A 12,231-nucleotide genomic window follows, 5' to 3' on the forward strand; every position below is an offset into this window, starting at 1 on the left:
CAGGCAGGACGCCGGCACCGCGGCACGCCGGACCCGCTCTCGCCGGCGTGTGGCCCGGAACACTGTTCCGGCCGCGCACCGGCACCTTCTGCGGACCTCGCGCGTTGTCGTAGCGAGAGGACCGGAGAGAGGTGACCGACAGTGTCGTAGCGAGTCGTGGAAAGTTGTGGAGAAGGGACAGGGGCCTTCGGGCGACGGACCTCCCTGCTGAGCGGGGTCCTCCCTTACGATGGCCGTTGCGGCGGGGCCTGCCCCTTGGAAAAATGCCGCGCCCGCGCACCGACCGTGCACAGGCCCGACCGGCGAGGAGACCAGCCCAAGTGTCCGTCTTGACGAAGATCATGCGTGCAGGCGAAGGCAAGATCCTGCGCAAACTGCACCGCATCGCGGGCCAGGTCAACTCCATCGAAGAGGACTTCGTCAATCTCTCCGACGCCGAGCTGCGCGCCCTCACCGACGAGTACAAGGAGCGGTTCGCCGACGGTGAGAGCCTGGACGACCTGCTCCCCGAGGCGTTCGCGACCGTCCGCGAGGCCGCCAAGCGCGTGCTCGGCCAGCGCCACTACGACGTCCAGCTGATGGGCGGTGCCGCGCTGCACCTCGGGTACGTGGCCGAGATGAAGACCGGTGAGGGCAAGACGCTGGTCGGCACCCTGCCCGCTTATTTGAATGCGCTGTCCGGCAAGGGCGTCCACCTCATCACGGTCAACGATTACCTGGCCGAGCGCGACTCCGAGATGATGGGCCGGGTCCACAAGTTCCTGGGCCTCTCGGTCGGTTGCATCCTGGCGAACATGACGCCGGCGCAGCGCCGCGAGCAGTACAACTGCGACATCACCTACGGCACGAACAACGAGTTCGGCTTCGACTACCTCCGCGACAACATGGCGTGGTCGAAGGACGAGTTGGTTCAGCGCGGGCACAACTTCGCGATCGTCGACGAGGTCGACTCCATCCTGGTCGACGAGGCCCGTACGCCGCTGATCATCTCCGGTCCCGCGGACTCCGCGACGAAGTGGTACGGCGACTTCGCCAAGCTGGTCAAGCGCCTGAAGAAGGGCGAGGCGGCCAACCCGCAGCGCGGTATCGACGAGACCGGCGACTACGACGTCGACGAGAAGAAGCGCACCGTCGGCATCCACGAGTCCGGCGTCAGCAAGGTCGAGGACTGGCTGGGCATCGACAACCTCTACGAGTCGGTCAACACCCCGCTCGTCGGTTATCTGAACAACGCCATCAAGGCGAAGGAACTGTTCAAGAAGGACAAGGACTACGTCGTCATCGACGGCGAGGTCATGATCGTCGACGAGCACACCGGTCGTATCCTCGCCGGCCGCCGCTACAACGAGGGCATGCACCAGGCGATCGAGGCGAAGGAAGGGGTGGAGATCAAGGACGAGAACCAGACCCTCGCCACGATCACCCTCCAGAACTTCTTCCGCCTCTACGACAAGCTCTCCGGCATGACCGGTACGGCCATGACCGAGGCGGCCGAGTTCCACCAGATCTACAAGCTCGGCGTCGTCCCGATCCCGACGAACAAGCCGATGGTCCGCAAGGACCAGGCGGACCTGATCTACCGCACCGAGGTCGCCAAGTTCGCCGCGGTCGTCGACGACATCGCCGAGAAGCACGAGCAGGGCCAGCCGATCCTGGTCGGTACGACCTCGGTCGAGAAGTCCGAGTACCTCTCGCAGCAGCTCAAGAAGCGCGGCGTACGGCACGAGGTCCTCAACGCCAAGCAGCACGACCGGGAGGCGTCGATCGTCGCCCAGGCCGGCCGCAAGGGCGCCGTCACGGTCGCGACGAACATGGCGGGCCGCGGTACGGACATCAAGCTCGGCGGCAACCCCGACGACCTGGCCGAGACCGAGCTGCGCAACATGGGCCTGGACCCGGTGGAGCACGCCGAGGAGTGGGCGGCGGCGCTGCCCGCGGCCCTGGAGAAGGCCGAGGCCGCGGTGAAGGCGGAGTTCGAGGAGGTCAAGGACCTCGGCGGGCTCTACGTCCTCGGTACCGAGCGGCACGAGTCGCGCCGTATCGACAACCAGCTGCGCGGTCGTTCCGGCCGGCAGGGCGACCCCGGCGAGTCCCGGTTCTACCTCTCCCTCGGCGACGACCTGATGCGCCTCTTCAAGGCCCAGATGGTCGAGCGCGTGATGGCCATGGCCAACGTGCCGGACGACGTGCCGATCGAGAACAAGATGGTCACCCGCGCCATCGCCTCCGCGCAGTCCCAGGTCGAGCAGCAGAACTTCGAGACGCGCAAGAACGTCCTGAAGTACGACGAGGTGCTCAACCGCCAGCGCGAGGTCATCTACGGCGAGCGCCGCCGCGTCCTGGAGGGCGAGGACCTCCAGGAGCAGATCAAGCACTTCATGGACGACACCATCGACGCCTACATCCAGGCGGAGACGGTCGAGGGGTTCGCCGAGGAGTGGGACCTGGACCGGCTGTGGGGCGCGTTCAAGCAGCTGTACCCGGTCAAGGTGACCGTGGCGGAGCTGGAGGACGAGGTCGGCGACCGCGCCGGGATCACCGCCGAGTTCATCGCCGAGGCGATCAAGGACGACATCCACGAGCAGTACGCGGCCCGCGAGGAGCAGCTCGGCTCGGAGATCATGCGTGAGCTGGAGCGGCGCGTGGTGCTGTCCGTCCTGGACCGCAAGTGGCGCGAGCACCTCTACGAGATGGACTACCTCCAGGAGGGCATCGGCCTGCGGGCCATGGCCCAGAAGGACCCGCTGGTGGAGTACCAGCGCGAGGGCTTCGACATGTTCACCGCCATGATGGAGGGCATCAAGGAGGAGTCCGTCGGCTACCTGTTCAACCTGGAGGTCCAGGTCGAGCAGCAGGTCGAGGAGGTCCCGGTGGAGGACGCCGCGGAGCGGCCCTCGCTGGACAAGGACGTACAGGACACGGTGCCGGCGCAGGCCGGGGCCCGCCCTGAGATCCACGCCAAGGGGCTGGAGGCGCCGCAGCGCCCGGAGCGCATGCACTTCTCCGCGCCCACGGTGGACGGCGAGGGCGGGGTCGTCGAGGGCGACTTCACCACCGACGCCGTGCCCTCGGCCCAGACCCGCTCGGAGTCGGACGGCCTGACGCGCGCCGAGCGCCGCAAGGCGCAGAAGGGCGGCCGTCGCCGCAAGAAGTGACGAGGTCGGCGCCAGCCGACGAGTGTGCCGACGGCCGGGGTGCCGCAGCGAGGAGCTGCGCCACCCCGGCCGTCGTGTACCGGCCGTCGTGTACCGGCGTCCGTGCCTCCGTGCCTCTGTGTGCCCGGCCAGGAGGGCCGTGGTCCGTGCCTCCGTGCGCCCGCCAGGAAGGCCGTGGAGCCGGAAACGGGAGCCGGGGAACGGGAGCCGGGGAACGGGTCAGGTGGTGCGGGTCCAGACGGCCGTGGACGGGCCGATGTCCAGGGCGGCGCAGCGCCAGCGGGCGTCGTCGCCGCGTTCGAGGCGGAAGGCGAGGGCGCGTACGCGTTCGCCGGCGGCGACCCGGGCGAAGGCCTCGATGACGCCGCGCCGTGGGGAGTACACGCCGCAGTCGCGGACCCGGGGCTCCGGGGCGCGGCGGTACGGCCCGGTGGGGCGCAGCGGGGCCTGTGGGGCGAGTTCCGCGAGACGGTCGTACGCGGCGGGCAGGGCGTGACCCAGCAGCGCGTGGACGGGGCGCCGGCCGCTCAGGGTGAGGACGAGCTGATCGGCGAACCAACGGTGGGGCAGCCGCTCCGCCGCCAGCCGTCGGGCATCGACGCGCGGGGGCCGGGGCGCGGGCTGCGGACCCCCCGGGAGCGGCGAGCGGGCCACCCGGCGCGGTGCGGGGGCCACCCAGGACCGTCCGGGGCCGACCCGGGGCCGTACGGGCATCGCCGGGGCGGCGGCTGTCGCGACGGGGCCCCGGACCGCGCCCCGCGGCTCCGGCCGGCCGGGAGGGGCCACCGGGACGGCTCGGTGCGCCGGGGCGGGACGGTGCACCGGTGCGGGGTGGCGGGGGAGTGCGCCTGGCTGCGTCCGCCTCCGCAGGAGCGGCCGCAGCGGAGGCCGCGGCCGCGAGCGAGGCTACGGTGGCCGGCGGCGCAGCCGGGACCAGGGCCGACCCTGATGCCGAGCCAGCGCCCGAGCCAGAGCCAGCGCCCGAGCCCGGGACCGGAACCGAGCCCGGGACCGGAACCGAGCCCGGGGCCGGGACCGGGGATGCGGTCGTACTCGGACTCGGACTCGTACTCGTACTCGGCCCCGTGGTCGCGGTCGCGGTCGCGGCAGTAGCCGTACTCGTACTCGTACTCGTGGTCATCGTGGGCCCCCGTTCCGCCCGTTCCGCTTGGGTACCGGGCAGTAGCTTTCGTGTGGGGCGGTTCTACCGAGGCGGCTGGAGGGGCGGCAAGGCGGTCGTGAGTGCGACGGAGGGGGTCGGAAGATTCACCTATCAGGGTGACGCGCGGCGTGTGGCCTGGACGAGGGCCGCGTCGGGCGGGGTGTCCGGCGGACCGTTTCAGGGCCGTACCGGCGGCACGAAGGGGGACCCGCGCCCGTATGCTGGCTGCCTGCGCCCGATCAGAGCTCGGCAGAGCCGGCAGTACCACCAGTCCCAGCAGTCCGATACGAAAGCGGCGGCCATGCGTGTCTACGTCCCCCTGACCCTCTCCGGACTCGCAGAGGCGTACAAGGCGGGTGAGCTGGGCTCCGGCCCGCTGGAGGCCTACGCCGTCACGCCCGCGCTGCGCGAGTGGTACGTCTCCGACGACATCGAGGAGCTGGAGTACGCGGCGCTGAACCGTGCCGCACAGGCCTCGCTGCGGCTGCTGGCCACCGACCCGCAGGTCGCCCGGCGACGCGTCGTGGTGGCCGTCGACGTCGCCGACGGGGCCGCGTCCGTGGACCCGGACCGGGGCCTGGACAAGTCGGCGCTGGGCGTCGTGCGGGTGGCCGGGCCGGTGCCGATGAAGAAGGCGGCCGCCGTGCATGTGGACTCGGACGACGCGGAGCCGGACGTCACCGCCGCGGCGGCGGCGCTGGGCGCGGCCGACCAGGGTGACGACGACGCGCAGTTCACGGTGGACGGCGCCGAGGACCACGAGCTGATGTGGTTCGGCGTGCAGGAGATCCCGAACCTGATCGGCTGACGGCGGGACGCAGTGGCGGGCCGCCGGCCCGGCACCGAGTTCCGATCTCTGGCTGGAACCGCCTTGACCTGGAGTGATGGCGGTGGCCGGCCGGGTTGTCGGTGGGCGCGGGTACCTTTTTCGCATGGGGAAGCACGCGACGAACCACGCGACGCACATCGTCTGGGACTGGAACGGCACGCTCTTTCACGACATCGACGCCGTGATCGGGGCGACCAACGCCGCGTTCGCTGAGATCGGCCTGGCGCCGATCACCCTGGAGCGCTACCGCGAGCTGTACTGCGTACCGATCCCGAGGTTCTACGAGCGGTTGATGGGGCGGCTGCCGACGGACGCCGAGTGGCTGGTCATGGACGAGGCGTTCCACCGGCACTACACCCTCCAGCGGGAGGCCTGCGCGCTCGCCGAGGGGGTGGAGACGCTGCTGGAGAGCTGGGGCGCGGCCGGGCACAGCCAGTCGATCCTCAGTATGTACGGCCACGAGGAGCTGCTGCCGCTGGTGCGCGACTTCGGCATCGAGTCGCACTTCATACGCGTGGACGGCCGGACCGGGCCGTCCGGGGGCGGCAAGAGCGAGCACATGGTGCGGCATCTCGCGGCACTGGAGAGCGCGCGGGTCGATCCGGGCCGTACGGTCGTCATCGGCGATGCGGTGGACGACGCGCTGGCGGCCCGGTACGCAGGAGCGCACGCGGTGCTGTACACGGGTGGCTCGCACAGCCGGGCCAGCCTGCTGGAGGCCGGCGTGCCGGTCGTCGACAGCCTGGCGGAGGCCGTCCTGACGGCGGAGCGCCTGCCCCTCTGAGCCGCCTGCCCCTCTGAGCCGCCTGCCCCTCTAGCCCCCGGCCCCCGGACGGCGGGCCGTCCGGGGAGAGTCCTCAGCCCGCCGGTGCCTTCGCCCGCAGTACCTTCAGGAATTCGCGCATCCAGGCGGCGTGGTCGGGCCAGGCGCGGGAGGAGACGAGGGTGCCGTCGACGACGACCTCGGTGTCTCGGAAGCCGGCGCCCGCGGCCTGCATGTCCATCTCCAGGGCGGGATAGGCGGTGACCCGGCGGCCGTCCAGGCGGCCGATCGCCGCCGTGAGCAGGGGGCCGTGGCAGATCTGGGCGACCGGCTTGTCGGCGTCGAAGAAGGCCTTGACGACCTTGCGCAGCTCGGCGTCGTTGCGCAGGTATTCGGGGGCCCGGCCGCCGGGGACCACCAGGGCGGCGTAACTGCCCGGGTCGACTTCCGAGAAGGCCAGGTCGGCCGGCCAGGTGTAGCCGGGCTTCTCGGTGTACGTGTCGAATCCAGGTTCGAAGTCATGGACGACGAAGCGCAGCGTCTTGCGGGTCGGGGCGGCGATGTGGACCTCGTAGCCCTCCTCGCGCAGCCGTTGGTAGGGGTACAGGACCTCCAGGGATTCCGCCGCGTCCCCGGTCACGATCAGGATTCTCGCTGCCATGGCGTACCTCCGCGGCTCGCGTCCGACTCCGTACCGCTCAAGGTCCTCCGGTCGGCAGCGCTTGCCAAGACCCCGTGCGGAGGCCCGAGTGACCGGACGAGGCGTGTCTCTGTCCATACCGGCAAAGAACTGGGTGTGGTTTTGTACACACAAGGCCCATGACGACCACCGGGCCAGGAGCGATAGCCTGGCAGTGTGATCAGCGCGATAACCCGCGGGGGCGTCGAGGCCCCTGCCCCGCGCCCGGGACACCACGGTGCCCGGGCGACCGTTGATCATTCCTGTGTCGACCAGGTGCCGGGAATGTCAAATCTGGCCAATTCCGCCCCGGTCGCCCCTCACCGCGGCATAGCGTCGAATCCGACCGGACACGGTCCCGGGCTCATCCCGGGGTTCCCGTACGCGCCGGTCCGGCGTCATGCCGTTTCCACTCATTTCCACAACGTCACGCAACGGCGCGCGACAGGAGCCAGAGGACATGCAGACCAAGCTGGACGAAGCCAAGACCGAGCTGCTCACGAAGGCCGCCAGGGTCGCTGAGAGCGGACCGGCGGGAGGGCAGTCACCGGTACCGGGCCTGGACCCGGACACCCTCAGTGGATACCTCCAGCGCTACTACCTGCACACGGCCCCTGAGGACCTCACCGGGCGCGACCCGGTCGACGTCTTCGGCGCGGCGCTCTCCCACTACCGCCTCGCGGAGAGCCGGCCGCAGGGCACGGCGAGCGTCAGAGTGCACACCCCGACCGTCGAGGAGAACGGCTGGACCTGCAGCCACTCCGTCGTCGAGGTCGTGACCGACGACATGCCGTTCCTCGTGGACTCCGTCACGAATGAGCTGTCGCGGCAGGGGCGCGGCATCCACGTCGTGATCCACCCGCAGGTCGTCGTCCGGCGTGACGTCACCGGCAAGCTGATCGAGATCCTGGACGCCGAGGACGAGGCCCACGGCACGCCCGGCAAGGGCAAGGGCGCCGAGCTGCCGCACGACGCGCGCGTGGAGTCCTGGATCCACGTGGAGATCGATCGGGAGACCGACCGCGAGGACCTCAAGCAGATCACCGCCGACCTGCTGCGGGTCCTCAACGATGTGCGCGAGGCCGTCGAGGACTGGGAGAAGATGCGCGACTCCGCGCTGCGCATCGCGGACGAGCTGCCCACCGAGCCCACCGCCGACGACCTGCGCGACCGCGAGGTGGAGGAGGCCCGCGAGCTGCTGCGCTGGCTGGCCGCCGACCACTTCACCTTCCTCGGCTACCGTGAGTACGAGCTGACCTCGGCGCCCGGCGAGGCCGACGGCGAGGAGGACGTGCTCACCGCCGTGCCCGGCACCGGTCTCGGCATCCTCCGCTCGGACCCCAAGCACCACGAGGACGACCCGGGCCACCCCGTCTCCCCGTCCTTCAACCGGCTCCCCAAGGACGCCCGCAAGAAGGCCCGCGAGCACAAGCTGCTGATCCTGACCAAGGCCAACAGCCGCGCGACCGTGCACCGGCCGTCCTACCTCGACTACGTCGGCGTGAAGAAGTTCGACGCGCAGGGCAACGTCATCGGGGAGCGGCGCTTCCTGGGCCTGTTCTCGTCCGCCGCGTACACCGAGTCGGTCCGCCGCGTGCCGGTCATCCGCCGCAAGGTCACCGAGGTGCTGGAGGGCGCCGGCTTCTCGCCCAACAGCCACGACGGCCGCGACCTGCTCCAGATCCTGGAGACCTACCCGCGCGACGAGCTGTTCCAGACCCCGGTCGACCGGCTGCGCGCCATCGCCACCAGCGTGCTCTACCTCCAGGAGCGCCGCCGGCTGCGGCTGTACCTGCGCCAGGACGAGTACGGGCGCTACTACTCCGCGCTGGTCTACCTCCCGCGGGACCGGTACACCACCGGCGTCCGGCTGCGCCTGATCGACATCCTCAAGGAGGAGCTGGGCGGCACCAGCGTCGACTTCACGGCCTGGAACACCGAGTCGATCCTCTCCCGGCTGCACTTCGTCATCCGGGTCGCGCCGGGTGCCACGCTGCCGGACCTGACCGACGCCGACGCGGACCGCATCGAGGCGCGGCTGGTGGAGGCGGCCCGCTCCTGGGAGGACGGTTTCGCCGAGGCGCTGAACGCCGAGTGCGGCGAGGAGCGCGCGGCCGAGCTGCTGCGCCGGTACACCCACGCCTTCCCCGAGGGCTACAAGGCCGACAACTCCCCGCGCGCCGCGGTCGCCGACCTCCAGCACCTGGAGAAGCTGCGCACCGCCGAGGAGGGCCGCGACTTCGAGGTCAGCCTGTACGAGCCGGTCGGCGCAGGCCCGGGCGAGCGCCGCTTCAAGATCTACCGCACCGGCGAGCCCGTCTCGCTGTCGAAGGTGCTGCCGCTGCTGAACCGCCTCGGCGTCGAGGTGGTCGACGAGCGGCCGCACGAGCTGCGCTGCTCGGACCGGTCCAGCTCCTGGATCTACGACTTCGGCCTGCGGATGCCGGAGCGGCCGAACGGCGACGACTACCGCGAGCGCTTCCAGGACGCCTTCACGGCGGTGTGGACGGGCCGCGCGGAGAGCGACAACTTCAACAAGCTGGTGCTGGGCGCGGGCCTGGACTGGCGGCAGGCGATGGTGCTGCGCGCGTACGCGAAGTACCTGCGGCAGGCCGGCTCCACCTTCAGCCAGACGTACATGGAGGACACCCTCTCCTACAACGTCCACACCACCCGGCTGCTGGTCCACCTCTTCGAGGCGCGGATGGCCCCGGCCCGGCAGCGGGCCGGCACCGAGCTGATCGACGGGCTGCTGGAGGAGCTGGACGGCGCGCTGGACCAGGTGGCCTCGCTGGACGAGGACCGCATCCTGCGCTCGTTCCTCACGGTCATCAAGGCGACGCTGCGCACCAACCACTTCCAGAAGGACAGCAAGGGCGAGCCGCACGCCTACCTGTCGCTGAAGCTGGACCCGCAGGCCATCCCGGACCTGCCGGCGCCCCGCCCGGCGTACGAGATCTGGGTGTACTCGCCGCGCGTGGAGGGCGTCCACCTGCGGTTCGGCAAGGTGGCACGCGGTGGTCTGCGCTGGTCGGACCGGCGGGAGGACTTCCGTACGGAGATCCTCGGCCTGGTCAAGGCGCAGATGGTCAAGAACACCGTCATCGTGCCGGTCGGCGCCAAGGGCGGCTTCGTCGGCAAGCAGCTGCCGGACCCGGCGGTGGACCGGGACGCGTGGCTGGCCGAGGGCATCGCCTCGTACAAGACCTTCATCTCCGGTCTGCTGGACATCACCGACAACCTCGTCGGCGGCGAGGTCGTGCACCCGCAGGACGTCGTCCGGCACGACGGGGACGACACCTACCTCGTCGTCGCGGCCGACAAGGGCACCGCGAAGTTCTCCGACATCGCCAACGAGGTCGCCGAGTCCTACGGCTTCTGGCTGGGCGACGCGTTCGCCTCCGGCGGCTCGGCGGGCTACGACCACAAGGGCATGGGCATCACGGCCCGCGGCGCGTGGGAGTCGGTCAAGCGTCACTTCCGGGAGCTGGGCACGGACACCCAGTCCGAGGACTTCACGGTCGTCGGTGTCGGCGACATGTCGGGTGACGTGTTCGGCAACGGCATGCTGCTCTCCGAGCACATCCGGCTGGTGGCCGCCTTCGACCACCGGCACATCTTCCTCGACCCGAACCCGGACGCGGCCACCTCGTACGCCGAGCGCCGCCGGCTGTTCGAGCTGTCCCGCTCCTCGTGGGCGGACTACAACAAGGAGCTGCTGTCCCAGGGCGGCGGCATCCACCCGCGTACGGCCAAGTCGATCCCGATCAACCAGCACGTCCGTGCCGCGCTGGGCATCGACGCGGGCGTCACGAAGATGACCCCGAACGACCTGATGAAGGCCATCCTCCAGGCGCCGGTGGACCTGCTGTGGAACGGCGGCATCGGGACGTACGTGAAGTCCTCGGCCGAGTCGAACGCGGACGTCGGCGACAAGTCCAACGACGCGATCCGCGTGGACGGCCAGGACCTGCGGGTCAAGGTCGTGGGCGAGGGCGGCAACCTGGGCCTGACCCAGCTCGGCCGGATCGAGTACGCCCAGAACGGCGGCCGGATCAACACCGACGCGATCGACAACAGCGCCGGCGTGGACACCTCCGACCACGAGGTGAACATCAAGATTCTGCTGAACTCCGTGGTGTCCAACGGGGACATGACGGTCAAGCAGCGCAACAAGCTGCTGGCCGAGATGACCGACGAGGTCGGCTCGCTGGTGCTGCGCAACAACTACGCGCAGAACGTCGCCCTGTCGCTGGCCATCGCCCAGTCCTCGAACATGCTCCACGCGCAGCAGCGGTTCATGCGCCGCCTGGTGCGCGACGGGCAGCTGGACCGGGCGCTGGAGTTCCTGCCCACCGACCGGCAGATCCGGGAGCGGCTGAACAACGGCCGGGGCCTGACCCAGCCGGAGACCGCGGTCCTGCTGGCGTACACCAAGATCACGGTGGCCGACGCGCTGATCAAGACCGACCTGCCGGACGACCCGTACTTCCGGCACCTGCTGCACGCGTACTTCCCGTCCGCGCTGCGCGAGCGCTTCCCCGAGCAGGTCGACCAGCACGCCCTGCACCGTGAGATCACCACGACGGTGCTGGTCAACGACACGGTCAACAGCGGTGGCACGAGCTTCCTGCACCGCATGCAGGAGGAGACCGGGGCGTCCCTGGAAGAGGTCGTCCGGGCGCACACCGCGGCCCGCGCGATCTTCGACCTGAGCCGGGTCTGGGACGACGTCGAGGCGCTGGACAACAAGGTGCCCGCCGAGGTGCAGACCCGCATCCGGCTGCACTCCCGGCGGCTCGTCGAGCGCGGCACCCGCTGGCTGCTCAACAACCGCCCGCAGCCGCTGGAGCTGTCCGGCACCATCGACTTCTTCCGCGACCGGGTCGCCACGGTCTGGGCCGAGCTGCCCAAGCTGCTGCAGGGCAGCGACATCGAGTGGTACGAGTCGATCCTCGGCGAGATGACCGAGGCGGGCGTGCCGGAGGAGGTGGCGCACCGGGTGGCGGGCTTCTCGTCGGTCTTCCCGGCGCTGGACATCGTCGCCATCGCCGACCGCACCGGCAAGGAGCCGCTGGACGTCGCCGAGGTCTACTACGACCTGGGCGACCGGCTGCGGATCAACCAGCTTCTGGACCGCATCCTGGAGCTGCCGCGCAACGACCGCTGGCAGTCCATGGCCCGGGCCGCCATCCGCGAGGACCTGTTCGCCGCGCACGCCGCGCTGACCGCCGACGTCCTCTCGGTGGGCAACGGCAACGCCACGCCGGAGCAGCGGTTCAAGGCGTGGGAGGAGAAGAACTCCGCGATCCTGGGCCGGGCGCGGGCCACCCTGGAGGAGATCGAGGGCTCGGACTCCTTCGACCTGGCCAACCTCTCGGTCGCGATGCGCACGATGCGGACGCTGCTGCGTCAGCACAGCTGACCCGCGCGGGCCGTACGGAAAGGGCCCCGGAGCATCCGCTCCGGGGCCCTTCCCCTTTTCTGCCGCCCGCCGGCGGCTACTTCTTGGTGAAGGCCTCGTACTCCTTGAGGACGTCCGTGGTGGGGCCGTCCATGACGAGCTCGCCCTTCTCCAGCCACAGCACCCGGTCGCAGGTGTCCCGGATGGACTTGTTGTTGTGGCTGACCAGGAAGACCGTG

The 12,231-nt window shown here is 70.3% G+C and carries 6 protein-coding genes and 1 pseudogene; 4 read left to right on the top strand and 3 right to left on the bottom strand.

What is annotated here, in order from left to right; all coding sequences use genetic code 11:
- Positions 1-320: 320 nt before the first annotated feature.
- Positions 321-3,155 carry a preprotein translocase subunit SecA gene (secA, locus tag IF20_RS36060; protein ID WP_052869673.1) on the top strand — a complete coding sequence of 945 codons (2,835 nt, stop codon included), beginning with the start codon at positions 321-323 and terminating at the stop codon, positions 3,153-3,155.
- Between the two features lie 219 nt (positions 3,156-3,374).
- On the opposite strand, the gene IF20_RS36065 is transcribed toward secA, so the two are convergent.
- Positions 3,375-3,869, bottom strand: a complete 495-nt coding sequence (locus IF20_RS36065; RefSeq protein WP_234426991.1) for an Rv3235 family protein — start codon at positions 3,867-3,869, stop codon at positions 3,375-3,377.
- A gap of 749 nt (positions 3,870-4,618) precedes the next feature.
- Here IF20_RS36065 and IF20_RS36070 point away from each other — a divergent pair.
- On the top strand, positions 4,619-5,125 hold the full coding sequence (locus tag IF20_RS36070) for a DUF6912 family protein (RefSeq protein ID WP_052869674.1): 507 nt from the start codon (positions 4,619-4,621) through the stop codon (positions 5,123-5,125).
- Positions 5,126-5,249: 124 nt separating this feature from the next.
- Entirely contained in the window at positions 5,250-5,930 is a 681-nt protein-coding gene (locus IF20_RS36075) for an HAD family hydrolase (protein ID WP_052869675.1), read from the top strand.
- Between the two features lie 73 nt (positions 5,931-6,003).
- Here the strand turns inward: IF20_RS36075 and IF20_RS36080 are convergent, their stop codons facing one another.
- Complete coding sequence (locus tag IF20_RS36080) at positions 6,004-6,570, bottom strand: DJ-1/PfpI family protein (RefSeq protein WP_052869676.1); 567 nt, start codon at positions 6,568-6,570, stop codon at positions 6,004-6,006.
- Positions 6,571-7,048: 478 nt separating this feature from the next.
- Here IF20_RS36080 and IF20_RS36085 point away from each other — a divergent pair, with 478 nt between their 5' ends.
- Complete coding sequence (locus tag IF20_RS36085) at positions 7,049-12,013, top strand: NAD-glutamate dehydrogenase (protein ID WP_052869677.1); 4,965 nt, start codon at positions 7,049-7,051, stop codon at positions 12,011-12,013.
- Between the two features lie 76 nt (positions 12,014-12,089).
- Here the strand turns inward: IF20_RS36085 and IF20_RS36090 are convergent.
- Positions 12,090-12,231, bottom strand: a pseudogene (locus IF20_RS36090) (ABC transporter ATP-binding protein); the annotation flags it as partial.

The organism is Streptomyces niger (assembly GCF_000718305.1).
GTDB classification, from domain to species: domain Bacteria; phylum Actinomycetota; class Actinomycetes; order Streptomycetales; family Streptomycetaceae; genus Streptomyces; species Streptomyces niger.

What these genes read in the sequence shown, in the direction of transcription:
- IF20_RS36065 (WP_234426991.1), bottom strand. Translation starts at nt 3,869, where the DNA reads ATGCCCGTACGGCCCCGGGTCGGCCCCGGACGGTCCTGGGTGGCCCCC.
- IF20_RS36075 (WP_052869675.1), top strand. Translation starts at nt 5,250, where the DNA reads ATGGGGAAGCACGCGACGAACCACGCGACGCACATCGTCTGGGACTGG.
- IF20_RS36085 (WP_052869677.1), top strand. Translation starts at nt 7,049, where the DNA reads ATGCAGACCAAGCTGGACGAAGCCAAGACCGAGCTGCTCACGAAGGCC.
- IF20_RS36080 (WP_052869676.1), bottom strand. Translation starts at nt 6,570, where the DNA reads ATGGCAGCGAGAATCCTGATCGTGACCGGGGACGCGGCGGAATCCCTG.
- IF20_RS36070 (WP_052869674.1), top strand. Translation starts at nt 4,619, where the DNA reads ATGCGTGTCTACGTCCCCCTGACCCTCTCCGGACTCGCAGAGGCGTAC.